Below are 24,877 nucleotides of genomic sequence, written 5' to 3'. Positions count from 1 at the left end.
ACGCATGACCGCCCATGAGCACGGCATTCCGCTCAGGTGAGCGGACAACCTGCACGTCTGATTTCGATCGATGAACGATCAAGGGGTGGCACCGAGTGCCACCCCTTGGAGAAGTGCAGTCGCCCAAGATCCGCTCATCTGAGCGTAACCCTTATCAAGGGTGGCAAGAATCACGCTCCCACAGAGCGCCGGATTTCACCATGCGGACGCGTTCCGGGACGGAAACCGGGACAGAACGTGGACGTCACACGCCCATCGCCAGCAGCCGTTCCTCCGCCCGCTCCGGCGCATACAGGTACTCCACGACCAGCGCACCGGCCCCCACCAGCCCGGCCCGCTCACCGAGCCGCGAGGTGACGACGTCCAGGTGGGCCGTGGAGCGCGGCAGCGCCCGCTGGTACAGCAGCTCCCGTACGCCGGTGAGGAATGCAGTTCCGGCCAGATCTCCCGCGATCATCAAAACCCCGGGGTTGAGCAGCGTGACGACGGTCGCCAGCACGTCCCCGACCTGCCGCCCCGCCTCCCGTGCGAGCCCGACCGCCTCCGGGTGCCCGGCCGCCAGCAGATCCCGCACATCCGAGCCGGACGCCGCCGACACCCCGCCCTCCGCGAGCCGCCGCGCCACGGCGCCACCACTCGCGACGGCGGCCAGACAGCCGTACGACCCGCACCGGCACAGCGCCTCCGCGCCCACCCGGATGTGCCCGATGTCGCCGGCGCCCCCGTCGATGCCGCGGTAGATCGAGCCGTCGACCACGACCCCGGCGCCGATGCCGGTCGACACCTTGACCAGCACGAACGCCGAGCAGTGGGGGTGTCCTGTGCGCTGTTCGCCGTACGCCATGAGGTTCGCGTCGTTGTCCACCAGCACCGGCACGGGCCCTGCGCCCGTGTGCTCGGTGAAGGATCTGGCGAGGCGGCCCCTTATGTCGTAGCCGTCCCAGCCCGGCATCATCGGCGGCTGCACGACCCGCCCGGTCTCGCTGTCGACGGGCCCCGGCACCGCGAGTCCGATGCCGCAGACCGACTGCGCCCGCAGCCCGGCCTTCTCCAGCAACTCGGCGAACCAGCGGCCGAGTTCACCGAGTACGGCGTCCGGGCCGTCCTCGATGACGAGGGTGCCGGAGTGCTCGGCGAGGATCTCGCCGGTCAGGGTGAGGACGGCGGCGCGGGCGTGGCGGGTGTCGAGGTCGGCGGCGAGGACCACGGCGTGCTCGTCGTCGAACTCCAGGGTGATGGAGGGGCGGCCGCCGAGGGGCGAGTCGACGGGGCCGCCGGCGCCCTCGCGCAGCCAGCCCGCGCGGAAGAGCCGGTCGAGGCGCTGGCCGACGGTGGCGCGGGACAGTCCGGTGGCCTGCTGGAGTGCGCCGCGTGTGGTCGCACGCCCGCTTCGCACCAGTTCGAGCAGTTCTCCGGCGCTGGCCTGGCTCCGTCCGGTCATGCACACCCCCTTGTGTTTCTCAAGCTTGCATTACATCCTTGGTTTTGCGTGTTAAATAGACGTAACTCTACGGTAGCCACGACCGAACCGGTCGAGCGCACGTCTTTCGGGGAGCCCCGAGTGGATCGCACTGCCCAACTCACCAGCCGTGCCGCACAGCACCCCATTGCATACGATCCACCCGCCGCGCCGGGTTCGCTGCACGTCAGGGCGGCCCGGGTGCTGGCGGACAACTGGACGGGAGCGTCCACGGTCCCCTCGCGCAGCCTGTATCCCCACCAGTGGTCCTGGGACTCGGCCTTCATCGCGATCGGCCTCAGGCACCTGTCGCCGTTACGGGCCCAGACGGAGCTGGAGACGCTGCTGGCCGCCCAGTGGGAGGACGGGCGCATCCCGCACATCGTCTTCAACCCCTCCGTACCCCTCGACGCGTACTTCCCGAGCCCCGACTTCTGGCGCTCCTCGACCGCGGGGCGCGCTGCGGGCGCCCCGCGCACCGTACAGACCTCCGGCATCGTGCAGCCACCGGTGCACGCGCTGGCGGCCTGGCTGGTGCACTGCGCCGACCCGGGGCTGTCCCGTGCACGCGGCTTCCTCACCCGGATGTATCCCCGGCTGGCCGCCTGGCACCGCTATCTGCTGCACCGGCGGGACCTGGGCGGCGGCGGCCTGGCGTCCGTCGTGCACCCCTGGGAACAGGGCATGGACAACAGCCCCTGCTGGGACGCCCCCCTCGCCCGCATCACGCCCGCCCCGGCCCGCTCCTTCCGCCGCGCCGACCTCGACCACGGGGCCGCCGAGGACCGGCCGACGGATCTGGACTACGGGCGGTACGTACGGCTGGCGACGGACTACCGGGATCGCGGTTACGCCGACGGGGGTGCCGAGTTCGCGGTCGAGGACCCGTCCTTCAACGCCCTGCTCATCGCCTCCGAGCACGCCCTGGCCCGGATCGCGCACGAGCTGGGCGCGCCGGGCACGGCCCGCCACGCGCGCGCGGAGCGGCTGACGAGCGCGCTGCTCGAGAGGCTCTGGGACCCGGCGGAGGGGATGTTCTTCTGCCGGGACGTGCGCGGCGGGCAGCTGATCCGGGAGCGGAGCGTCTCGGGCCTCGTACCGCTCCTGCTGCCCACGCTCCCGCGCGAGACGGCCGCGGTACTCGTCCGCACGGCCTGCGGCCCGCACTTCGGCCTCGGCGGCGCGACCCGTCTGGCCCCCTCCTACGACCTCCTCGGCGAGGCCTTCGACCCGCACCGCTACTGGCGGGGTCCGGCCTGGTTCAACACCAGCTGGCTGCTGGAGCGCGGGCTGCGCACACACGGCGAGCAGTCGCGGGCCGACGCGCTGCGGGAGGCCGTCCTGGACATCGCCGGCACCTCCGGGTTCGCCGAGTACGTGGACCCGTTCACCGGCGAGGCGTGCGGCGCGAAGGGGTTCGGCTGGACCGCCGCGCTTGCGCTGGATCTGCTCCATGAGCGCCCCGGACACGGCGTGTCCGGCACGGGCATCGGCACGTTCGACACAAGTGACGTCGGCAGCAGGGATGCCGACCGAAGCGACCCCGGCAGCAGCGGCTTCGGCAGAAGTGGCTGCGCCGGAAGTGACTTCGCCAGCAGCGACGAGGGAGTCAGGGGAGGCGACCGGGCATGACGGACCGGCATCATCTGCTCGTGCACGGCGGGACGTTCGCGGCCGTCGGCGACGGCGGGGACATCAGCGGCGTGCGGGGGTCGGGCTCGCCCGACGGGTTGTTCGTGCGCGACGCCCGGCATCTCAGCCGCTGGCAGCTGACGGTCGACGGCGCGGTGCCGGAGTCGCTGACACCGGTCGCGGACGGCGACACGGCACGCTGTGTCCTGGTCCCGCGCGGCGGGCGCCAGGAGCCGCCCGCGTACACGATCTTCCGCGAACAGGCCGTCGGCGACAGCGCGTTCGTCGAGTCCCTGCGGGTGACCAGCAACCGCCCGGTGCCGACCACGATCCGCCTCGCGGTCACCGCGGACGCCGACTTCACCGACCAGTTCGAGCTGCGCTCCGACCACCGCACCTACACCAAGATCGGCGCCACCCGCTCCCGCCAGATCCTCGACGACGGCGTGGAGTTCAGCTACCAGCGCGGTGAATGGCGTTCCTGTACGACGGTGACGGCCGAGCCCGCCCCGGACGGCGTCGAGGAGACGGGCACGGGCGCCCGGCGCCTGGTCTGGACACTGGAACTTCAGCCGCACGGCACCGCGGAACTGGCGCTGCGCGTGGCCGCCCGCCCGCACGGAACGGTGCCGGGCCCCCGCACCCCCGACTCGCCCGCCGCCGCCAACGCCCGACTCCTCGCACTGGAGGGCGAGTTCGCGGAGGGCGTGCCCTTCCCGACCGGCTGGCCCGAGCTGGCGGCGGCCTGCGCACGCGGTCTCGCGGACCTGGCCTCGCTGCAGGTCACCGCGACCGGCCCGGACGGCGAGGAACTGCGCGTACCGGCGGCCGGCGCCCCCTGGTTCCTGACCCTGCTGGGCCGCGACGCCCTGCTCACCTCCCTCTTCGCCCTCCCCTACCGCCCGCAGCTCGCCGCCGCCACGCTGCCCGCCCTGGCCGCCACCCAGGCGACCGAGACCGGCCTGAACTCGGTGTCCCAGCCCGGCAAGATCGTGCACGAGGTGCGGCACGGGGAGCTGGCGCACTTCGGACAGGTGCCGTACGGGCGTTACTACGGCTCCGTGGACGCCACCCCGCTGTTCCTGGTGCTGCTCGGTGCGTACGTCGAGCAGACCGGGGACCTGGCACTCGCGCGCCGGTTGGAGCCCCACGCGCGTGCGGCGATCGGCTGGATGCTGGATCACGGCGGGCTCACCTCCCGTGGCTACCTCGTCTACCGCGCCGACCAGGGCGGCCTGGCCAACCAGAACTGGAAGGACTCCCCCGGCGCGATCTGCTCCGCCGACGGGACCCGGGCGAGCGGGGCCGTGATGGCGGCCGGGGCCCAGGGATACGCCTACGACGCGCTGCGCCGTACGGCCTGGGTCGCGCGCACGGTCTGGGAGGACGAGGTGTACGCGGCGCTGCTCGAACAGGCGGCCGGTGATCTGCGGGACCGTTTCCAGCGGGACTTCTGGATGCCGGACCGGTCCTTCCCGGCGCTGGCTCTGGACGGCGAGGGCAACCAGGTGGACGCGCTCGCCTCGGACGCCGGGCATCTGCTGTGGTCGGGACTGCTGGACAAGGAGTACGGGGAGCTGGTGGGCCGGAGGTTGCTGGAGCCCGACTTCTTCTCCGGGTGGGGTGTGCGGACGCTGGCCGCGGGCCAGGCGGCGTATCACCCGCTGTCGTACCACCGGGGTTCGGTGTGGCCGCACGACAACGCGCTGATCGCGTTGGGGCTGGCGCGGTACGGGCTGCATGACGAGGCTCGGGCGGTGGCGCATGGGCTGGTGGATGCGGCGACGGCGGCCGGGCATCGGCTGCCGGAGGTCATCGCGGGGTATGGGCGGGACACCCATGCCGAGCCCGTTCCTTATCCGCATGCCTGCGTGCGGGAGTCTCGGTCTGCGGCGGCGCCGCTCGCGCTGCTCACTGCCGTGGGGGGCGCGTAAGAGCTCGGTCCCGTCGGTTGTGCGGCGGGTGCGGGGTCGTTGTGGCTTGCCGCGCCCACGCGGCGGAGCCGCAAACCGACACAGCCCCGCGCCCCTCAAAAACAGATCCGCGCACCTCGTAGAAGCAGATCCGCCCCCTCAAAGGGCATGGCCGCGGCATTGACCAGGCGTTTGCCCGGTGTTTGCCTCGTCCCCCTGAACAGGCGGACGAGGCAGCCCGTACGGAAGGGCGGCGGGCCAAGCGGGTCCTGAAAACCGATCCGCGTTGCCTCCCCAGCGTGGCCCGCCTCCTTGTCACGGGCCACGCACGGAAGGACCCTCGGGTGCAGCCGGACACCATCGAGAACGTCACAGCGGGCACATCACCCGAGGCCGAGCCGGAAACGTCGCAGCAGACGGCGCCCGGCCGCGTCACCCTTCATATGCGTCTCGCCGACTGGCGGACCGCGCACCCCATAGCCGTACGCAACACCGGGTGGACCATCACCGCCCTGGCCGCCGTCCTCGTGCTCGGCGCCCTGCTCATGCCGGACACACTCGGCGCCCTGCACGCCAACTGGTTCATCCGCATACCGGTGGAAGCCATCATCGGCGCCGCCGTGGCGCTCGCACTGCCACGTCGGCCGCGGCTCGTCGTAGCGGTGCTGTCGGGGGCGGCCCTCGGGGTGATGACCATTGTGAACCTGCTGAACATGGGGTTCTGGGAGTACCTGGGCCGGCCCTTCAACGTCATCCTCGACTGGTCGTTGCTTCCCGACGCGCAGTCGTACATCAAGGACTCGATGGGCGGGGCGGTGGCGATCGAGGCGGCCGTCGGTGCCGTCGTCCTCGTTCTCCTCGCGCTGACCCTCATGGCGCTCGCGATGGTCCGGCTCAGCAATCTGCTGGCGCGGAACAAGCAAGTGGCGACGAGGGCGACGCTGGTCGCCACGACCGTCTGGGTGCTGTGCTCCGCGCTGAGCCTGCAGATCATGGGCGTGCCGATCGCCTCCGACCGCATGGCCGGCGGGGTGAAGTCCCAGGCGAGGCTGGTGCGGGCCACCCTGCGGGACGAGGCGGCGTTCCAGAAGATCGCCAGGGTCGACGCGTTCGGCGACACACCGCCCAGCCAGCTGGTGCCGGACCTGCGCGGCAAGGACATGGTCTTCACCTTCATCGAGAGCTACGGCCGCAGCGCGATCGAGGACCCGGTCGAGGCCCCCGGCGTCGACGCGACGCTCGACGCGCGCACCCAGGCGCTCGCCAAGGCCGGCTTCCACGCGAAGAGCGGCTGGCTGACGTCGGCGACGTACGGCGGCAGCAGCTGGCTCGGTCACTCCACCACCATGTCGGGCCTGTGGATCAGCAACCAGCAGCGGTACCGCACCCTCATGGCGAGCGACCACATGAGCCTCACCGAGGCGTTCAAGAAGACGGGTGACTGGGACACGGTCGGCATCATGCCGGGCGTCCAGCAGAGCTGGCCGGAGTCGAAGTTCTACGGCCTCGACTCCTACCGCAACTCCGCCCATCTGGGCTACAAGGGCCCGAAGTTCAGCTGGTCGACGATGCCGGACCAGTACACACTCCAGCAGTTCCAGAACCTGGAGCACAGCAAGAAGCGCAGCAAACCCCTCATGTCGCTGATCATCCTGACGTCCAGTCACCAGCCGTGGGCCCCGATCCCCAGGATGGTCCCCTGGAACGACCTCGGTGACGGCTCGATCTTCAACGGCATCCATGCAGCGGGCAAGAACCCCTCGGACATCATCACCAGCTCGCCCAAGTCCCAGGCGGAGTACGGCAAGTCGGTCCAGTACTCGGTGACCGCCCTCACCCAGTGGCTGGAGCGCTACGGCAACGACAACACCGTTCTCGTCTTCCTCGGCGACCACCAGCCCATCGCCCGCGTCAGCGGCAACCACGCCAGCCGTGACGTGCCGATCTCGATCGTCGCCAAGGACCCCAAGGTCCTCGACAAGATCGACAGCTGGGGCTGGACGGACGGCCTGCGCCCGGCGCACGACGCCCCGGTCTGGAAGATGAGCGCGTTCCGCGACAGGTTCCTGACGGCATACGGCTCCACCCCGCACCCGAAGAAGAACTGAACCGAGGAAGCAGGCGGGGCTCAGCCGCCGGAGGTGTCCAGCTCCGCGTCCTCGCCGATCCCCGCGCAGTCGTACGGGTCCTTCAGCCAGCCGTCCGGCAGGACCACCCGGTTGTTGCCGGACGTGCGGCCTCGGGGGCCGTCGGCGCCGGCGGGCCAGGGCTGGTCGAGGTCCAACTCGTCCAGCCCTGACCGGAGTTCGGCCAGGGAGGAAGTGATCGCGAGGCGCTTGCGCATCTCGCTGCCGACCGCGAAGCCCTTCAGATACCAGGCGACGTGTTTGCGGAAGTCGACGACGCCCTTGGACTCGTCGCCGATCCACTCGCCGAGGAGGGTGGCATGGCGGACCATGATGTCGGCGACCTCGCGGAGGACCGGGCGCGCACCGCATCCATCAGTGCCTCCGGCACGGGCTTCGGTACGGCCCTCGAACGCCGCCACCAGGTCCGCGAAAAGCCACGGCCGGCCCAGGCAGCCGCGGCCCACGACCACCCCGTCGCAGCCCGTCTCCCGCACCATCCGCAGCGCGTCCCGGGCCGACCAGATGTCGCCGTTGCCGAGGACGGGGATCTCCGGCACATGCTCCTTGAGGCGAGCGATCGCGTCCCAGTCCGCCGTGCCGCCGTAGTGCTGGGCGGCGGTGCGGCCGTGCAGGGCGATGGCCGTCACGCCCTCCTCCACGGCGATCCGGCCGGCGTCGAGGAAGGTGATGTGGTCGTCGTCGATGCCCTTGCGCATCTTCATGGTGACCGGGAGGTCGCCCGCGCCGGACACCGCCTCGCGCAGGATGGCGCGCAGCAGGTTGCGCTTGTAGGGCAGGGCCGAGCCGCCGCCCTTGCGCGTCACCTTCGGGACCGGGCAGCCGAAGTTCAGGTCGATGTGGTCGGCGAGGTCCTCCTCCGCGATCATGCGGACGGCCTTGCCGACCGTGGCCGGGTCGACGCCGTAGAGCTGGATCGAGCGCGGCTTCTCCGTCGCGTCGAACTGGATCAGCTGCATGGTCTTCTCGTTGCGCTCGACCAGCGCCCGGGTCGTGATCATCTCGCTCACGAACAGGCCCTTGCCGCCGCTGAACTCTCTGCACAGGGTGCGGAAGGGTGCGTTGGTGATCCCGGCCATCGGGGCCAGGACGACGGGCGGCTCGACGGTGTGCGGGCCGATCTGCAGCGGGGACACGGGCGTGGGCATTGACCCATTGTCGCGCATCGACAGTGGGCACATGGCAGCCGTCAGAGTGATCATGTAACAGCCATTAGTTAGCAGCACTATTAGTTAGACACGCTATCGATGTGAGCGTCGAGTGACACGCATGCCCGAGCTCAGCCACCGCCGACGCTTCCTGGTCCTCGCGATCTGCTGTATGAGCCTGCTGATCGTGAGCCTCGACGTCACCGCTCTGAACGTCGCCCTGCCCTCGATGCAGCGCGAGCTGCACGCGAGCACCGCCGGACTGCAGTGGACCATCGACGCGTACACACTGGTCCTGGCCTCGCTGCTGATGCTCTCCGGCTCCACGGCCGACCGCATCGGCCGCAAGCGGGTCTTCATGGCGGGCCTGATCATCTTCACCGCCGGCTCGCTGCTGTGCTCCCTCGCCCCGAACCTCGACTCGCTCATCGCCTTCCGCATGATCCAGGCGGTCGGCGGCTCGATGCTCAACCCGGTCGCCATGTCGATCATCACCAACACCTTCACGGACCCGGCCGAGCGCGCCCGTGCGATCGGCGTCTGGGGAGGCGTCGTCGGTATCTCCATGGCCGCGGGCCCGCTGGCCGGTGGGCTGCTGGTGGAGTCGGTCGGCTGGCGCTCGATCTTCTGGGTCAACCTGCCGGTGGGACTCGCGGCGCTGCTGCTCACGCTCCGCTACGTCCCCGACTCCCGCGCTCCCAAGGCCCGCCGCCCCGACCCCGTCGGCCAGCTCCTGGTGATCGCCCTGTTCGGCTCCCTGACATACGCGATCATCGAGGCCCCGAACTCGGGCGCGTCCTTCGTGCTGCCCTTCGTCGCGGTCGCGCTGGCCGCACTGGCGGGCCTGCTCTGGTACGAGCCCCGTCGCGACGAACCGCTGATCGACCTGCGGTTCTTCCGGTCGGTGCCGTTCAGCGGGGCGACGGTGATCGCGATCAGCGCGTTCGCCGCGCTCGGCGGGTTCCTGTTCCTGTCGACGCTGTATCTGCAGAACGTGCGCGGCTACGACGCCCTGCACGCGGGGCTGTGGATGCTGCCGATGGCGGTGCCGACGCTCCTGTGCGCGCCGCTGTCCGGGCGGCTGGTGGGGAGCAGGGGGCCGCGGCTGTCGCTGCTTGTCGCCGGCGTGGCGATCACGGCGAGTGCGGTGCTGTTCGCCGGGTTCGAGGCCGAGACGTCGAACGTGACGTTGTTCGTCGCGTACCTGTTGTTCGGCATCGGGTTCGGGTTCGTGAACGCGCCGATCACCAATACGGCGGTTTCCGGGATGCCGCGCAGTCAGGCCGGCGTGGCCGCCGCCGTCGCCTCCACCAGCCGGCAGCTCGGGCAGACGCTGGGGGTCGCGGTGGTGGGGGCGGTGCTGGCCTCCGGGGTCGGCTCGTCCTCGTACAGGGACGTGTTCGTCTCGGCATCCGTGCCAGGGTGGTGGATTCTCACGGGGTGTGGGGTCGCGGTGCTCGGTCTTGGGGCGCTGAGCAGTGGGCGGTGGGCTCGGCGGAGTGCTGAGCGGACTGCTGCGCAGCTTGACTCGGTGGAGGTGCGCCAAGCCGCGGGGGTCAGTGCGTAGTTCGGCGGGTGCGGGTTTGTGGGGGCTGATCGCTCCCCCACTCTCGGCTTCGCTCGAGCGGGGGACCCCCATCGCGGCGGAGCCGCAAATCGACACAGCCCCGCGCCCCTTCAAGGCCGCTCCACCCACGCCGGTTGAGCAGCACCCTTCCTGAGGGCCATCTCATGGAGCCTCTCCAGCCGCACCCTCGACTCCTCGTCCGCCGGGACATACGTCACCATCCGCGAGCCCAGCTCCGGGCCCAGCCACAGTTCGGACTGGTCCACGACCACTCGGCCCACCAGGCGGTTGAGGAACTCCTTGCGCTTGCTGTGGGCGACCACCACCTCGTGGCGCTCCCAGGCCTCGCAGAACTCCGGGTATTCGCGCAGGCGCTTGAGGAGCATCTTCCAGGCGGGTTCGGTGAGATGGCCGGCCATGGAGGCGCGGAGGCGGGCCGCCATCAGGCGACGGGTGTCCTCCAGGTGCACGATCGAGTTGCGCCAGTCCTCGTTCGTGTAGGACAGCAGGACGCAGTTGCGGTCCTCGGGCGGTACCGCCTCCAGGTCGCACAGCAGCAGGCCGAGGGTGCGGTTGTGGGCGAGGATGTCGTACCGGCTGTTCTGGATGCTGGCGGGGTACGGCTCCAGTTGCTCCAGCATGGCCCGCAGGGCGGGCGTCACCGACGGGCACAGCAGGGCCGGGGTCGGGTCCACCGCGCCGGACAGCTGGAACAGGTGGGCGCGCTCGGTGGCGTCGAGCATCAGGGTGCGGGCGAGAGCGTCGAGGACCTGGACGGAGACCTGGATGTCACGGCCCTGTTCGAGCCAGGTGTACCAGGTGACACCGACCGCGGAGAGCTGGGCGACCTCCTCACGGCGCAGGCCGGGCGTGCGGCGCCGGCGGCCGCGCGGGAGCCCCACCTCCTCCGGGGTGATGCGCTCGCGGCGACTGCGCAGGAAGGCCGCCAGCTCATGGCGCCGTACCTCGGCTCCCGTGCCGTGCGAGCGCGGGGCCGCCGTCTCCTGGGTCGTCACCTGAGTCATCGTCGCCATGCCTCCAGCCTGCACCCCTGCGGACACTGTTTCCAGGTGGTTCTTCTACCAGGATAAGGAGACTCTGGTACCAGCCTGGGATGAGGAGCACGCTCAGAAGCGTGACCGAAACCATCGCTACACGCACCGTCCGACCGCCGACCGCGCCACCCTCGCTCGGCGGCCTCGGACTCTTCACCGTGCTGCTGGCAGCGGCACTTCCGCTCATCGACTTCTTCATCGTCAACGTCGCCCTGCCGACCATCGGCAGGGATCTGCACGCGAGCGAGGCCGTTCTCGAACTCGTCGTCGCGGGGTACGGGCTCGCGTACGCCGTCCTGCTCGTCCTCGGCGGGCGGCTGGGGGATCTGTTCGGGCGGCGGCGGTTCTTCCTCGGTGGTGTGGCGGCCTTCGGGCTGACCTCGCTGGCCTGCGGACTCGCGCCCAACGCCTGGGCCCTGGTCGCGGCGCGGGTCGCGCAGGGCGCGGCGTCCGCCGCGATGCTGCCGCAGGTCCTCGCCACCATCCAGGCGGCGACCTCGGGACAGCGACGCGCGAAGGCCATGGGCCTGTACGGCGCCACGGCCGGACTGTCCATGGTGGCCGGGCAGATCCTCGGCGGGATCCTGGTCGCGGCAGACATCGCGGGCACCGGTTGGCGCTCGGTGTTCCTGGTGAACGTGCCCGTGGTGATCGCAGGCCTGGTCCTCGCGGCCCGTGCCGTCCCGGAGACCCGCTCCCAGAACCCGGAGCCGGTCGACGGTCCCGGCACCGTCCTGCTCGCCGCCTCCCTGCTCGCGCTGCTGGCCCCGCTCACCGAGGGCCGTTCGGCGGGCTGGCCGCTGTGGACATGGCTGTCGCTGGCGGCGTTCCCGTTCGTCGCGGCCACGTTCTACGCGGTGGAGCGCCGGGCGGACCGCCGGGGCCGTACGCCGCTGGTCCCGCCCAGCCTCTTCGCGCTCACCTCACTTCGCCGCGGACTGGTGATGATCGTGCCGTTCGGCGTCGGCTTCAGCGGCTTCATGTTCGTCGTCGCGGTGGCGCTGCAGCGGGGCGCGGGGCTCGGGCCGGTCCCGGCGGGGCTGGCGCTGGCACCGATGGCCGTCGTCTTCTTCTTCGTCTCGCTCGCCGGGCCGCGGCTGGTCGCGCGGTACGGCACCCGGGTGGTGACCGCCGGTGCGCTGGTCCAGGGGGCGGGCGTGGGCCTGATGGCGCTGGCAGCCTGGCGGTCCTGGCCGGACCTCGGCCTCGTCGAACTGCTCCCCGGAGCGGCTCTCGCCGGTGCCGGTCAGGCGCTCCAACTCCCCATCCTCTTCCGGGTCGTACTGTCCGAGGTGGAACCCGCGAGGGCCGGTGTCGGCAGCGGCGTGATGATGACGACCCAGCAGTCCTCCCTGGCCCTCGGGGTGGCGGCCCTCGGCACCCTCTTCCTGTCCCTGGTCCCGGGGCTCGGCATGCGGGACGCCCTGGTCACCACACTCCTGACCCAGTTGGGCTGCGTGGCCCTGACCGGCCTGCTCAGCCTGCGCCTGCCGCGCACCATCGGCTGACGCCCGCGCGATCCTGTGTGGAATCGGCCACGGCTTGGTCAACTCGCCGTGCGGAAGTCCCTGTTGATGTTGGTCTTGCTGCACACTCCTGTGCCGGAGGCGAGACATCATGCTGGAGATCAACACGAGCAAGGTGAGCCGCTGGGACCAGCACGGGCGCGAGCACGTCGTCCGAGTGCAGCGCAAGGGCGCGCAGCGCATGATCAGATGTGACACATGCGGCTGGCGCAAGAGTGCGCAGTTCCTGCCCTGGCTGAAGGCGGAGGAGCATCTCGCGGAGGAGCACCAGGCAACGGTGGATCCGTCGGGGGCGTCGGACGCGTAGGGCTCCCGGGAGCGAGCGGCCCGATGACTTTCCGCCGTCCCGGGAGTCGTACTCAGGACGACCGCCCACACCGGAAGGCCGACCGATGAGCACTCTGTACGACACCCTGCAACGGCACGTCGACGACGGCTCCGTGCCCGGCGCCGTAGCGCTGGTGGCCCGCGGCGACGACGTCGAGGTGGTGACCGTCGGCTCGGTGGACACCGAAGGCACCGCCCCGATGGCCCGGGACTCCCTCTTCCGTATCGCCTCCATCACCAAGCCGATCACGGCGGCGGCGGTGCTGATGCTGGTGGAGGACGGGGTGCTCGGCCTTGACTCACCGGTGGAGGAGTGGCTGCCGGAACTGGCGAAGCCGCTCGTGGTCCGCACCCCTGACGCCGCCGTCGAGGACGTGGTCCCGGCGGCCCGCCCGATCACCGTCGAGGACCTGCTCAGCTCCCGCACCGGCTGGGGCTTCCCCGCCGACTTCTCACTCCCCGCGGTGCAGTCCCTCTTCACGGTGCAGAAGGACGGCCGAAGCCTCCAGGGCTGGCCGGACCAGGACACCTGGCTGCGTCTCCTCGCCCAGGTGCCGATGCTCCACCAGCCGGGCGAGGCCTGGCTGTACGGCACCTCGTCCGATCTGCAGGGCATCCTGGTCGCCCGGGCGTCGGGCCGTACGTTCCCCGAGTTCCTCGCTGAACGGATCTTCGAACCGCTGGGCATGCCGGACACGGCTTTCGAGGTCCCGCCGTCGAAACGGCACCGCTTCACCTCGTCCTACGCCCCGGCCGAGGACGGCACGCTCCGCCTGACGGACACCCCGGACGGCGGCTGGAGCCGCGTCCCGCGCTTCCACTCCGGCGGCGGGGGCCTCATCTCGACGGCCGACGACTGGCTCGCCTTCGCCCGTCTGCTCCTGAACGCCGGCACGAGCCCCGACGGCCACCGGCTCCTCTCCCCCACCTCGGTCAGCCGCATGACCACCAACCACCTCACGGTCGCACAGCGGGACGCCGTCCCCCTCTTCCTGGAGGGCCAGGGCTGGGGCTACGGCGGCCAGGTCGACGTCACCCCGGCAGACCCCTGGAACGTCCCCGGCCGCTACGGCTGGGTCGGCGGCACCGGCACGACGGCCCACATCATCCCGCCGACGGGAACCGTGACCGTCCTTCTGACCCAGGCCGGCATGACAAACCCGACCCCGACCCCGGTGATGCGGGACTTCTGGGCGTGCGTGGCGGGCGGCTGAGGGGGCCTCGCTGAAGCTCGCTGCGGTCCGGGAGCGCCCCTTAAGGGGCGCGGGGAACTGCGCGACCAGCCACAACGAACCCGCAGACGACCGACGCCCCGCCACGGCACATCTACCGAAGAGGGCGGCGCTCAGCGCCGCAGCCCCCGCACCAACAGATCCACCACCGCCTCGAACTCCCCCTCCGCCCCGGGCCGTTCCCACTCCTTGGCATAACCGGGGTCATGGAAGCGGCCGGTGGCCTGAAACAGGGCGCGCGCGGCGGTCACCGGGTCCGCGACAGCGAAGACCCCCGCTTCGGCCCCCGCCCGCACGATCGCGGTCAGCTGGCCGGTCAGCTCGGCGACATGGCCGCTGACCAGCTCCCCCGCCTCACCGGCGAGGACCGAGTATGTGGCGAACAGCTCGGGGTCCCCGCCCGCCTTGCGGCGCTTGGCCGCGAACAGCGCCGCGAGCCATTCCCGCACCCGCGCCTCCGGGTCCCGCTCCGCGTCCGCGGCGATGCCGGCCAGTTCCTGGGTCGCCCGGTCCAGCCACCGTTTCGTCACCGCCTCCCGCAGCGCCGCCTTCGTACGGAAGTGGCGGTAGACGCTGCCGTGGCTGACGCCGAGCGCGCGGGCCACGTCGACCACGGTGGCCTTGGCCGGGCCGTGGCGGCGCAGCACCTCCTCGGTCGCCTCGAGGATGCGCTCGGCGGTCAGGGTCTCGCTGGTGGCAGGCATGGCTAGACGGTACCCGGCACGGTGGTCAGCGCTCGCTGTCGAGCATGGCCATCTGAGCGGGGGCATACCGTTCACCGGCCGCCGCGTCCGCGGGTACGGCGGACTCGATGGCGGCGAGGTCGGCCGCGTCCAGAGTCACGTCCAGGGCACCCAGGGCCTCCCCGAGCCGCTCGCGGGTGCGGGCGCCGATCAGCGGCACGATGTCCGTGTTGTGCCGCGGGCCCTGCGACAGCACCCAGGCGATGGCGATCTGCGCGACGGACACGCCCTTCTGCTCGGCGATCTTGCGCAGGGACTCGACGAGCGTGAGGTTGTGCTGGAGGTTGTCGCCCTGGAAGCGGGGCGAGTGGGCGCGGAAGTCGTTCGCGGCGAACCCCTGGTCGGCCGAGACGTGGCCGGAGATCAGTCCGCGGGAGAGCACTCCGTACGCGGTGACCGCGATGCCCAGTTCGCGCAGGGTGGGCAGGATCTCCCGCTCGGGGCCGCGGGAGATGAGCGCGTACTCGATCTGCAGGTCGGCGATCGGGGCGGTGGCGGCGGCCCGGCGGATGGTGTCCGCGCCGACCTCGCTGAGGCCGATGTGGCGGACGTACCCCTTCTCGACCAGTTCCGCGATGGCGCCGACGGTCTCCTCGATCGGCACGTTCCGGTCGAGGCGGGCGGGGCGGTAGACGTCGATGTGGTCGATGCCGAGGCGCTGGAGGGAGTACGCGGCGGAGGTCTTCACGGCGGCCGGGCTGCCGTCGAAGCCGTACCACTCGCCGTCCGGGCCGCGCTGGGCGCCGAACTTCACGCTGAGCAGCGCGTTCTCCCGCAGGGCGGGCGGGGCGGTGCGCAGGGCCTCGCTGATCAGCAGTTCGTTGTGGCCCATGCCGTAGAAGTCGCCGGTGTCGAGCAGGGTCACGCCGGCTTCCAGGGCCGCGTGGATGGTGGCGATGGACTCGGCGCGGTCCGCCTCGCCGTACATGCCGGACATGCCCATGCAGCCGAGGCCGAGGGCGGAGACCTGGGGGCCGGTGGTTCCGAGGGATCGGGTTCGCATCGTCATGCCCCCACCTTTGCATGACAGCTGACAGATTTCAATATCTGTCATTCCAACTTTGCCAAGCAGCCTTCGACCTGGTCCAGACCTATTGACGACAGGTCTGGACCAGAGCACTGTCATGCCTACGACACCTCACCGATCCCCCACCGGGAGGCCCGATGCTCCGCCGCACCCTGGCCCTGCTCGCCACCGCGCTCGCCACCGCCGCCGCCACCCGGCTCCCCGCCGCCCCCACCGCCTCGGCGGCCGACACCTGCGCGGTGAGGTCGAGGCCCGCGGGAAAGGTTCTCCAGGGCTACTGGGAGAACTGGGACGGCTCCGCGAACGGCGTCCACCCGCCCTTCGGCTGGACCCCGATCACCGACTCCCGCATCCCCGTACACGGCTACAACGTGATCAACGCGGCCTTCCCGGTGATCCGCTCCGACGGAACGGCCCTGTGGGAGGACGGCATGGACTCGGGTGTGAAGGTGGCGACGCCCGCGGAGATGTGCGCGGCGAAGGCGTCCGGCGAGACGATCCTGCTGTCGATCGGTGGAGCGGCGGCGGGCATCGACCTCAGCTCGTCCACGGTGGCCGACAGGTTCGTCTCGACGATCGTCCCGATCCTGAAGAAGTACAACTTCGACGGCATCGACATAGACATCGAGACGGGCCTGGTGGGCAGCGGGAACATCTCCCAACTCTCCGCCTCCCAGGCCAACTTGATCCGCATCATCGATGGGATCCTGGCGCAGATGCCGTCGAACTTCGGCCTCACCATGGCCCCGGAGACGGCCTACGTCACCGGCGGCAGCATCACCTACGGGTCCATCTGGGGCGCGTACCTGCCGATCATCAAGAAGTACGCCGACAACGGCCGCCTGTGGTGGCTGAACATGCAGTACTACAACGGCAGCATGTACGGCTGCTCGGGCGACTCGTACCAGGCCGGCACGGTGGCGGGTCTCGTCGCCCAGACCGACTGCCTCAACAAGGGTCTGGTCGTGCAGGGCACCACGATCAAGGTGCCGTACGACAAACAGGCCCCCGGACTCCCCGCCCAGCCGGGCGCCGGCGGCGGCTACATGTCACCCTCCCTCGTCTCCCAGGCCTGGAAGCACTACGGCACCGCGCTCAAGGGCCTGATGACCTGGTCGATCAACTGGGACGGCTCGAAGAGCTGGACGTTCGGCGACAACGTGAGGACGCTGCAGGGCCGTTGAGCCCAGGCGCCCCGGCATCGCGGCACACCCCGCGCAGGGACTACCGCACAGTCAGCGCCAACTTGGCTCCCAGCGCCACGAACGCCCCCGCAAACCCCCGCCGCAGCCAGGCCATCACCCGCGGCCGCGAGGTGACACGGCTGCGGACCGACGCGGCGAGGATCCCGTACGCGGCGAAGACGACGAAGGTCGCCAGCATGAACACACCGCTCAGCCACAGCATCCGCGGCAGCGCATGCGGCGCACCCGGATCCACGAACTGCGGCAGAAACGCGAAGAAGAAGATCGTCAGCTTGGGATTGAGGAGGTTGACGAGCACACCGCGGACGATCACACGGCCCGCCGAACTCGGGGCGGCCCCCTCGTCCACGGCGATCGCGTCCTTGTCCCGCACCGTCGCCCACGCCATGTAGAGGAGGTAGGCGACACCGGCGTACTTGAGGACCTGGAAGGCGGCCGCGCTCGCGTTGAGCAGCGCGGCGAGCCCGGTGACGGTGGCCAGCACATGCGGCACGATCCCGACCGTGCAGGCGAAGGCCGCGACGACACTCGCACGACGGCCGTGCGACAGCCCGGCGGCCAGGGTGTAGACGACACCGGTGCCGGGGGTGGCGACGACGACGAGGGTGGTGAGGAGGAAGGCAAGGCTCATGCGGGCCACCCTGGTGCCGCTGCGGCCCTGGTTACAGGGCCAAAGCCGCGCGGCCATCGAGGGCCGATCGACAAAAACGCCGGGCGGGCATTCTCAGCCCGTCCGGCGTTCGAGGACGAGGCCCCTTCAGGGCCGATCGGGGGTCTGGGGGCGGAGCCCCCAGGGGCCTAGGCGCCGACCAGACGCCCGGCCAGGTAACCCTCGATCTGGTCGAGAGACACCCGCTCCTGCTTCATGGAGTCACGCTCACGCACCGTCACAGCATTGTCGTCCAGTGTGTCGAAGTCGACCGTCACACAGTACGGCGTACCGATCTCGTCCTGGCGACGGTAGCGGCGGCCGATGGCGCCCGCGTCGTCGAACTCGATGTTCCAGTTCTGGCGCAGCGCCTGGGCGAGGCCCTTGGCCTTCGGGGACAGCTCGGGGTTGCGGGACAGCGGCAGCACCGCGACCTTCACCGGCGCCAGACGGTGGTCCAGGCGCAGCACCGTGCGCTTCTCCATCTTGCCCTTGGCGTTGGGCGCCTCGTCCTCGACGTAGGCGTCGAGCAGGAAGGCGAGCATCGCCCGGCCGACACCGGCCGCCGGCTCGATGACGTACGGGGTCCAGCGCTCGCCGGCCTCCTGGTCGAAGTAGAAGAGGTCCTGGCCGGAGGCCTTGGAGTGCGAGGAGAGGTCGTAGTCGGTGCGGTTGGCGACGCCCTCCAGCTCGCCCCACTCGTTGCCGCCGAACTGGAAGCGGTACTCGATGTCGGCGGTGCGCTTGGAGTAGTGGGAGAGCTTCTCCGCCGGGTGCTCGTACCAGCGCATGTTCTCCTCACGGAGACCAAGGCCCGTGTACCAGTTCCAGCGCTGCTCCATCCAGTACTCCTGCCACTTCTCGTCCTCGCCCGGCTTGACGAAGAACTCCATCTCCATCTGCTCGAACTCGCGGGTGCGGAAGATGAAGTTGCCGGGCGTGATCTCGTTGCGGAAGGACTTGCCCATCTGCGCGATGCCGAACGGGGGCTTCTTGCGCGAGGTGGTCTGCACCTGGGCGAAGTTGGTGAAGATGCCCTGGGCGGTCTCGGGGCGCAGGTAGGCGATGGAGCCGGAGTCCTGCGTCGGGCCGAGGTGCGTCGACAGCAGACCCGAGAACTGCTTGGGCTCGGTGAACTGGCCCTTGTTGCCGCAGTTCGGGCAGTTGATGTCGGCCAGGCCGTTCTCCGGGAGGTGGCCCTTCTTCGCCTCGTAGGCCTCCTCCAGGTGGTCGGCGCGGAACCGCTTGTGGCAGGAGGTGCACTCGGTGAGCGGGTCCGTGAAGGTGGCGACGTGGCCGGAGGCGACCCAGACCTCGGGTGCCAGGATCACGGACGAGTCGATACCGACCACGTCCTCGCGCGACGTCACCATGTAGCGCCACCACTGGCGCTTCAGGTTCTCCTTGAGCTCGACACCCAGCGGTCCGTAGTCCCAGGCGGCGCGCTGGCCGCCGTAGATCTCGCTGCACGGGAATACAAAGCCACGGCGCTTGCTCAGGCTGACGATGGTGTCGATCTTGTCGGCGGCCACGGTGCTCTCTTCATTACGACGACGGGCGACGAAGCAATCTCTTGGGAGCAGTGCTTCAGAGCGAATGCTTCAGGGTACCGGCGGGGGCTCCCCCTCAATCAAATCGGTTCCCCCTCAGATGTTTGTTGACAACGGTTTCCATCTTTGTTGAAAATGACTGTCATGAACGTACGACGACGCCTCATATCCACCGCGGCCACGGCCGCGGTCACGGCCCTCGGCCTGACCACCCTCTCCGCCTGCTCCAGTGAGAGCGCAGCCGCGGGCAACACGGGCAGGTTCGACGTCGTCGCGTCGTTCTACCCGCTGGAGTTCCTCGCGGAGCAGATCGGCGGGAACCATGTGCACGTCACCAACCTGACCCAGCCCGGGCAGGAGCCGCACGACCTGGAGATCAGCGCCCGGCAGACCGCGCAGCTCCAGGAGTCCGACGCGGTGCTCTACCTGAAGAACCTCCAGCCCGCCGTCGACGACGCGGTGGCCCAGTCCGAGGTCAAGACGAAGATCGACGCCGGCGCCCTCACCTCGCTGGAGAAGCACGGCAACGAGGTCGGCGGCCACGCGGCCTCCCACGACAGCTCCAAGAACGGCGAGCTGGCCGGCCTCGACCCCCACATCTGGCTCGACCCGGTGAGGTACGCCCAGGTCGCCAAGGGGGTCGGCGCCGCCTTCGAGAAGGCGGACCCGGGCCACGCTGCCGACTACAAGAAGAACACCGCGGCCCTGGTCAAGAGGCTCGAAGCGCTCAACACCCGGTTCAAGGACGGGCTTTCGGGCTCCAGGACCAAGGTGTTCATCACCACGCACGCCGCCTTCGGCTACCTCGCCGAGCGCTACGGCCTGACCGAGGAGGCCATCAACGGCCTCGACCCCGAGTCCGAGCCGAGCGCGGCCCGGGTGAAGGACCTTGAGAAGATGGCGAAGGCCGACGGCGTCACGACCGTGTTCTACGAGACGCTCGTCAGCGACAAGACCGCGAAGACCATCGCCGCCGACGCCGGACTGAAGACGGACGTCCTCGACCCGATCGAGGGCATCACGTCGAAGTCCCGCGGCAAGGACTACTTCTCGGTCCAGGAGGCCAACCTCAAGGCGCTGCAGACGGCCCTGGGATCCAAATGACGTTTACGAAGGACGACATGGGCGTGGGCGCACCGGACGAGCCCGTCATAGCGATGCGCGGGGTCCGCGCCGACCTGGGCTCGCGCCCCGTCCTGCGCGGGATCGACCTCACCGTGGCACGCGGTGAGGTCGTCGCGCTGCTCGGCGCCAACGGCTCCGGCAAGTCGACCGCGATCCGCACGATCATCGGCCAGGTGCCGGTGAGCGCCGGCGAGGTCGAGCTGTTCGGCACGGAGCGCAAGCGGTTCCGGGACTGGGCGCGGGTGGGGTACGTGCCGCAGCGCACGACCGCCGCGGGCGGAGTCCCGGCCACCGTCACCGAGATCGTGTCGTCGGGCCGGCTCTCCCGGGCCCGCTTCGGCGTACTGCGCAAGGCGGACCACGCGGCCGTCCGCCGGGCTCTGGAGCTGGTCGGCATGGCCGACCGGGCGAAGGACTCGGTGAACGCCCTCTCCGGCGGCCAGCACCAGCGCGTGCTGATCGCCCGCGCGCTCGCCGCCGAACCCGAACTGCTGATCATGGACGAGCCGATGGCGGGCGTGGACCTGGCCAGCCAGGAGGTGCTCGCGCAGACGCTGCGGGAGCAGGTCGCGGCCGGTACGACGGTGCTGCTCGTGCTGCACGAACTCGGGCCGCTGGAGCCCCTCATCGACCGCGCGGTGGTGCTCCGCGACGGCTGCGTCCTGCACGACGGGCCGCCCCCGCGGGCCGTCGGCCAGCACGCGCTGCCCGGCCACGACCACGTACACCCCCACGAGCACACGCCCGTGCGCACCGGCCTGCTGAGCTGATGGATCGGTAATGGACCTTCTCGACTTCGCCTTCATGCAGCGGGCCCTGCTCGCCGCCGTCCTCGTCGGCATCACCGCCCCGGCGATCGGCATCTATCTCGTGCAGCGCCGCCAGGCCCTGATGGGCGACGGCATCGGCCATGTGGCGATGACCGGCGTCGGCCTCGGCTTCCTGCTCTCCGCGTCCCCGGTCTGGATGGCGACCCTCACCTCCGTGCTCGGCGCGGTCCTGATGGAGCTGATCCGCTGGTACGGCCGCACCCGCGGCGACATCGCCCTCGCGATGCTCTTCTACGGCGGTATGGCCGGCGGCGTGATGTTCATCAACCTCGCGCCGGGCGGCTCCAACGCCAACCTGACCTCGTACCTCTTCGGCTCGCTGTCGACCGTCTCGCAGTCCGACGTGACGGCGATCTGCCTGCTCGCGGGCTTCGTGGTGCTGGTCACCCTCGGTCTGCGCCGGCAGCTCTTCGCGGTCAGCCAGGACGAGGAGTTCGCGCGGGTCACGGGCCTTCCGGTGCGCGCCCTGAACCTCCTCACCGCCGTCACGGCGGCGGTGACGGTGACGGTCGCGATGCGGGTGGTGGGCCTGCTGCTGGTGAGCGCCCTGATGGTGGTGCCGGTGGCGGCGGCACAGCAGTTGAGCCGCAGCTTTGCGGCGACCTTCGCGATCGCGGTGGCGATCGGGGTCTCCGTGACCATCGGCGGCACGATCACGTCGTACTACCAGGACGTGCCACCCGGCGCGACGATCGTGCTGCTGACCATCGCGGCCTTCATGGCGCTGACCGCGCTGGCGGCCCCGCTGGCCCGTCGCCGCGCCCGTGCCGCAGCGGCCGGACAGCCCGCCGGCGACCCGGCGGAGTGTGCGATTCCGGCCGCGCGGGCCCCCGAGGGGAAGGTCGGCGTCTGACTGCGCACGGGCCGGGCTGGCACAATGGCCCGGCAAGCGCAGACGTAGGAGGAGGCAACCGGTGACGACCGCTGGACCGCCCGTGAAGGGCCGCGCCACCCGGCAGCGTGCCGCTGTGGCGGCGGCGCTCGACGAGGTCGACGAGTTCCGCAGCGCGCAGGAACTCCACGACATGCTCAAGCACAAGGGCGACTCGGTCGGCCTGACCACGGTCTACCGCACCCTGCAGAACCTCGCCGACGCCGGCGAGGTCGACGTCCTGCGCACCTCCGACGGCGAGTCCGTCTACCGCCGCTGCTCCACCGGTGAACACCACCACCACCTGGTCTGCCGCGTGTGCGGCAGGGCGGTGGAGGTGGAGGGGCCGGCGGTGGAGAAGTGGGCGGAGGCGATCGCGGCGGAGCACGGGTACGTCAACGTGGCGCACACGGTGGAGATCTTCGGCACCTGCGCGGAGTGCGCGGCCACGCAGAAGAACTGAGCCCTCAGACGCGGGCCAGGTTGCGGTCGAGGATCTCCCGCAGCCGGTCCGCGTCCGCGGGGCTCTGCAGGCCGCGCTTGGGCAGGACCGTGAAGCAGCTGGCGTTCTTGTCGTCGCTGTAGGTGTAGAACGCGTCCTTGGTCTCCCGGTAGCGGGGCTGCGCGGCCCAGTTGACCGACGTCGTGCTGTTGTCGGTCGTCATCGTCAGCCCGGCGTCCGTCACCGTCGCGCGGTAGGTGCCGTTGCGAGCGGCGATCTTGACGACCGTGCGGGCCGTCAACTGCGGCGTGAGCAGCAGGATTCCCGCGAACAGCGGCATCCAGATCAGCGGGAACCAGTCGACGTGTCCCCCGGTGAGCGCAGCCGCGATCTCGACGACCCAGGCCACGGCGATGAAGCCGACCGTCCACCGCTGGATCTTCCCCGCCCGGTTGAACCGCCTGCGTTCCCGCAGCGCCCCCGAGAAATCCCCCGCGACCGGCTGATACACCAGCTCGACCACGCCCTGATCGGCGTCCCGCCCCATGTCCATGACCATGAGGCGGGATCGTACAGGTGCTTTTCGGCCAGGCGATGAACAGCTCTACGAGGTGGCCGGGCCGCCCCGCATGTCCCGCTCCATGGCGAGGAGTTCCTCGTTCGGGACGGCGCCGCCGAAGCGGCGGTCGCGGGAGGCGAACTCGACGCAGGCCCGCCACAGGTCGCGGCGGTCGAAGTCCGGCCACAGCACGTCCTGGAAGACCATCTCGGCGTATGCGCTCTGCCAGAGCAGGTAGTTCGAGGTGCGCTGCTCGCCGCTCGGCCGCAGGAACAGGTCCACGTCCGGCATGTCCGGGTAGTAGAGGTACTTGGCGAGGGTCTTCTCGGTGACCTTGGAGGGGTCGAGGCGCCCCGCCTTCACGTCCTCGGCGAGCGCCTTCGCGGCGTCCGCGATCTCGGCCCGTCCGCCGTAGTTCATGCAGAAGTACAGCGTGAGCCTGTCGTTGTCCTTGGTCTGCTCCTGCGCGATCTGGAGCTCCTTGGCGACGGACTTCCACAGCTTGGGCATCCGGCCCACCCAGCGCACCCGGATACCGAGTGCGTCGAGCTGGTCGCGGGTCTTGCGGATGAAGTCCCGGTTGAAGTTCATGAGGAAGCGGACCTCTTCGGGCGAGCGCTTCCAGTTCTCGGTGGAGAAGGCGTACAGGGAGATGTTGCCGACGCCCATCTCCACGGCGCCCTGCAGCACGTCCAGGACGCGCTCGGCGCCCACCTTGTGGCCCTCGGTGCGCGGCAGCCCGCGCTCCTTCGCCCACCGGCCGTTCCCGTCCATGACGATCGCCACATGGTTCGGGACCAGCTCGCCCGGCAGCTTCGGCGCGCGGGCGCCGGACGGGTGCGGCTCCGGTGCCCTGTACTCGCGGCGCTGGCGTCCCAGGATCCCGCGTACGACCATGTGCTTCTCGTCTCCTCTTCGGCTTACTTCTCTACGTAACGCAGCGAGCGCAGCCCGCGTTCCAGATGCCAGTGCAGATACGCGGACACCAGCCCGCTCCCCTCCCTGACATACCGCGGCTCGCTCGCGTCCGCGGTCTCCCAGTCTCCCGTAAGCAGTGCGCCCAGCAGTTCCAGGGTCTGGGGCGAGGGTACGACGCTGCCGGGCACCCGGCAGTCGACGCAGACGGCTCCGCCGGAGGCCACCGAGAAGAACCGGTTCGGCCCGGGCATTCCGCACTTCGCGCAGTCGCTGAACGTGGGGGCGTAGCCGTTGACTGCGAGGGAGCGCAGGAGGAAGGCGTCGAGGACGAGGTGCGGGGCGTGCTCGCCGCGGGCGAGGGTGCGCAGGGCGCCCACCAGCAGCAGGTACTGCTGCACCGCCGGCTCGCCCTCGTGGTCGGTGAACCGCTCGGCGGTCTCCAGCATGGCGGTCCCCGCGGTGTAGCGGGCGTAGTCGGTGACGATCCCGCCGCCGTACGGCGCGATGGTCTCGCTCTGCGTGCAGAGGGGAAGGCCGCGGCCCACCAGCTCACTCCCGCGGGCGAAGAACTGCACGTCGACGTGGGAGAAGGGTTCGAGCCGGGCACCGAACTTGGACTTGGTGCGCCGGACCCCGCGCGCCACGGCCCGCACGCGGCCATGACCCCGGGTGAGCAGGGTGATGATGCGGTCCGCCTCACCCAGCTTCTGGGTGCGCAGCACGATGCCGTCATCCCGAAAGAGACTCATCGCGCACCGCCGCGGGTGTCCGGCTGGGGGTACGGCCCGCCGCGCAGCGGCAGTCGGGCGCCGTGCTCCCCGCAGCAACGCAGCATGATCCGGTCCGCCTCACCCGGCTTCTGGGTGCGCAGCACGATGCCGTCATCCCGAAAGAGACTCATCGCGCACCGCCGCGGGTGTCCGGCTGGGGGTACGGCCCGCCGCGCAGCGGC

Annotated in this window: 22 protein-coding genes and 1 pseudogene; 12 read left to right on the top strand and 11 right to left on the bottom strand. The window is 70.5% G+C overall.

Annotated elements, in window-relative coordinates; genetic code table 11:
• Nucleotides 1-244 precede the first annotated feature (244 nt).
• Nucleotides 245-1,441, bottom strand: a complete 1,197-nt coding sequence (locus tag AB0N07_RS05125) for an ROK family protein (RefSeq protein ID WP_365832193.1) — start codon at nt 1,439-1,441, stop codon at nt 245-247.
• 120 nt (nt 1,442-1,561) lie between these two features.
• On the opposite strand from AB0N07_RS05125, the gene AB0N07_RS05120 reads away from it, so the two are divergent.
• The 3 genes from AB0N07_RS05120 to AB0N07_RS05110 all read left to right on the top strand — a co-directional run bounded on the left by AB0N07_RS05120 (nt 1,562) and on the right by AB0N07_RS05110 (nt 7,112).
• Nucleotides 1,562-3,091, top strand: coding sequence for a trehalase family glycosidase (locus AB0N07_RS05120; RefSeq protein WP_365832191.1), 1,530 nt, complete (start codon nt 1,562-1,564; stop codon nt 3,089-3,091).
• Nucleotides 3,088-5,025, top strand: coding sequence for a glycogen debranching N-terminal domain-containing protein (locus tag AB0N07_RS05115; RefSeq protein WP_365832189.1), 1,938 nt, complete (start codon nt 3,088-3,090; stop codon nt 5,023-5,025). Before AB0N07_RS05120 ends, AB0N07_RS05115 begins: the two co-directional genes overlap by 4 nt.
• Nucleotides 5,026-5,447: 422 nt before the next feature.
• A complete protein-coding gene (locus tag AB0N07_RS05110; RefSeq protein WP_365832364.1) occupies nt 5,448-7,112 on the top strand; it encodes a CDP-alcohol phosphatidyltransferase in 1,665 nt (554 codons plus the stop codon).
• Between the two features lie 20 nt (nt 7,113-7,132).
• Here the strand turns inward: AB0N07_RS05110 and dusB are convergent, their stop codons facing one another.
• Complete coding sequence (gene dusB, locus AB0N07_RS05105; RefSeq protein ID WP_365832187.1) at nt 7,133-8,299, bottom strand: tRNA dihydrouridine synthase DusB; 1,167 nt, start codon at nt 8,297-8,299, stop codon at nt 7,133-7,135.
• Nucleotides 8,300-8,420: 121 nt separating this feature from the next.
• On the opposite strand from dusB, the gene AB0N07_RS05100 reads away from it, so the two are divergent.
• Nucleotides 8,421-9,866, top strand: coding sequence for an MFS transporter (locus AB0N07_RS05100; RefSeq protein WP_365832185.1), 1,446 nt, complete (start codon nt 8,421-8,423; stop codon nt 9,864-9,866).
• A gap of 110 nt (nt 9,867-9,976) precedes the next feature.
• On the opposite strand, the gene AB0N07_RS05095 is transcribed toward AB0N07_RS05100, so the two are convergent.
• Nucleotides 9,977-10,891 carry a helix-turn-helix transcriptional regulator gene (locus AB0N07_RS05095; protein WP_365832362.1) on the bottom strand — a complete coding sequence of 305 codons (915 nt, stop codon included), beginning with the start codon at nt 10,889-10,891 and terminating at the stop codon, nt 9,977-9,979.
• 110 nt (nt 10,892-11,001) lie between these two features.
• Here AB0N07_RS05095 and AB0N07_RS05090 point away from each other — a divergent pair, with 110 nt between their 5' ends.
• The 3 genes from AB0N07_RS05090 to AB0N07_RS05080 all read left to right on the top strand — a co-directional run bounded on the left by AB0N07_RS05090 (nt 11,002) and on the right by AB0N07_RS05080 (nt 13,988).
• Nucleotides 11,002-12,429, top strand: coding sequence for an MFS transporter (locus tag AB0N07_RS05090; protein ID WP_365832183.1), 1,428 nt, complete (start codon nt 11,002-11,004; stop codon nt 12,427-12,429).
• A 109-nt stretch (nt 12,430-12,538) separates the two neighbouring features.
• The gene (locus tag AB0N07_RS05085; protein ID WP_365832181.1) at nt 12,539-12,754 is read left to right on the top strand and encodes a hypothetical protein; all 216 of its coding nucleotides are present in this window, start codon (nt 12,539-12,541) and stop codon (nt 12,752-12,754) included.
• An 85-nt stretch (nt 12,755-12,839) separates the two neighbouring features.
• Nucleotides 12,840-13,988 carry a serine hydrolase domain-containing protein gene (locus AB0N07_RS05080; protein ID WP_365832179.1) on the top strand — a complete coding sequence of 383 codons (1,149 nt, stop codon included), beginning with the start codon at nt 12,840-12,842 and terminating at the stop codon, nt 13,986-13,988.
• A gap of 131 nt (nt 13,989-14,119) precedes the next feature.
• Here the strand turns inward: AB0N07_RS05080 and AB0N07_RS05075 are convergent, their stop codons facing one another.
• Nucleotides 14,120-14,710, bottom strand: coding sequence for a TetR family transcriptional regulator (locus AB0N07_RS05075; protein WP_365832177.1), 591 nt, complete (start codon nt 14,708-14,710; stop codon nt 14,120-14,122).
• A 25-nt stretch (nt 14,711-14,735) separates the two neighbouring features.
• Complete coding sequence (locus AB0N07_RS05070) at nt 14,736-15,758, bottom strand: aldo/keto reductase (RefSeq protein WP_365832175.1); 1,023 nt, start codon at nt 15,756-15,758, stop codon at nt 14,736-14,738.
• A 155-nt stretch (nt 15,759-15,913) separates the two neighbouring features.
• Between AB0N07_RS05070 and AB0N07_RS05065 the strand changes: the two genes are divergently transcribed.
• Nucleotides 15,914-16,960, top strand: coding sequence for a chitinase (locus AB0N07_RS05065; RefSeq protein WP_365832173.1), 1,047 nt, complete (start codon nt 15,914-15,916; stop codon nt 16,958-16,960).
• A 40-nt stretch (nt 16,961-17,000) separates the two neighbouring features.
• On the opposite strand, the gene AB0N07_RS05060 is transcribed toward AB0N07_RS05065, so the two are convergent.
• The gene (locus AB0N07_RS05060) at nt 17,001-17,612 is read right to left on the bottom strand and encodes a LysE family translocator (RefSeq protein ID WP_365832171.1); all 612 of its coding nucleotides are present in this window, start codon (nt 17,610-17,612) and stop codon (nt 17,001-17,003) included.
• 167 nt (nt 17,613-17,779) lie between these two features.
• Nucleotides 17,780-19,162, bottom strand: a complete 1,383-nt coding sequence (locus AB0N07_RS05055; RefSeq protein ID WP_266954994.1) for a glycine--tRNA ligase — start codon at nt 19,160-19,162, stop codon at nt 17,780-17,782.
• Between the two features lie 162 nt (nt 19,163-19,324).
• Between AB0N07_RS05055 and AB0N07_RS05050 the strand changes: the two genes are divergently transcribed.
• From AB0N07_RS05050 to AB0N07_RS05035, 4 genes are all read left to right on the top strand, one after another.
• A complete protein-coding gene (locus AB0N07_RS05050; RefSeq protein ID WP_365832169.1) occupies nt 19,325-20,284 on the top strand; it encodes a metal ABC transporter substrate-binding protein in 960 nt (319 codons plus the stop codon).
• The gene (locus AB0N07_RS05045; RefSeq protein WP_365832165.1) at nt 20,281-21,075 is read left to right on the top strand and encodes a metal ABC transporter ATP-binding protein; all 795 of its coding nucleotides are present in this window, start codon (nt 20,281-20,283) and stop codon (nt 21,073-21,075) included. Before AB0N07_RS05050 ends, AB0N07_RS05045 begins: the two co-directional genes overlap by 4 nt.
• Before the next feature lie 10 nt (nt 21,076-21,085).
• A complete protein-coding gene (locus AB0N07_RS05040) occupies nt 21,086-21,988 on the top strand; it encodes a metal ABC transporter permease (protein WP_365832163.1) in 903 nt (300 codons plus the stop codon).
• 61 nt (nt 21,989-22,049) lie between these two features.
• On the top strand, nt 22,050-22,469 hold the full coding sequence (locus tag AB0N07_RS05035) for a transcriptional repressor (RefSeq protein WP_365832161.1): 420 nt from the start codon (nt 22,050-22,052) through the stop codon (nt 22,467-22,469).
• A gap of 4 nt (nt 22,470-22,473) precedes the next feature.
• On the opposite strand, the gene AB0N07_RS05030 is transcribed toward AB0N07_RS05035, so the two are convergent.
• The 4 genes and pseudogenes from AB0N07_RS05030 to AB0N07_RS05015 all read right to left on the bottom strand — a co-directional run.
• Nucleotides 22,474-23,007, bottom strand: a complete 534-nt coding sequence (locus tag AB0N07_RS05030) for a YcxB family protein (RefSeq protein WP_365832159.1) — start codon at nt 23,005-23,007, stop codon at nt 22,474-22,476.
• Nucleotides 23,008-23,052: 45 nt separating this feature from the next.
• Nucleotides 23,053-23,904: an isoprenyl transferase gene (locus tag AB0N07_RS05025; RefSeq protein WP_365832157.1), complete on the bottom strand. Its 852-nt coding sequence runs from the start codon at nt 23,902-23,904 to the stop codon at nt 23,053-23,055.
• Between the two features lie 23 nt (nt 23,905-23,927).
• Nucleotides 23,928-24,674, bottom strand: a complete 747-nt coding sequence (gene recO, locus AB0N07_RS05020) for a DNA repair protein RecO (RefSeq protein ID WP_365832155.1) — start codon at nt 24,672-24,674, stop codon at nt 23,928-23,930.
• Nucleotides 24,671-24,877: pseudogene (locus AB0N07_RS05015) on the bottom strand (hypothetical protein); the annotation flags it as partial. The pseudogene AB0N07_RS05015 and the gene recO, both read right to left, overlap by 4 nt.

It is taken from the genome of Streptomyces sp. NPDC051172, assembly GCF_040682555.1.
Lineage (GTDB): Bacteria > Actinomycetota > Actinomycetes > Streptomycetales > Streptomycetaceae > Streptomyces.
The sequence above is the reverse complement of the archived record's forward strand: the minus strand, read 5'-3'. Positions and strand labels throughout refer to the sequence as shown.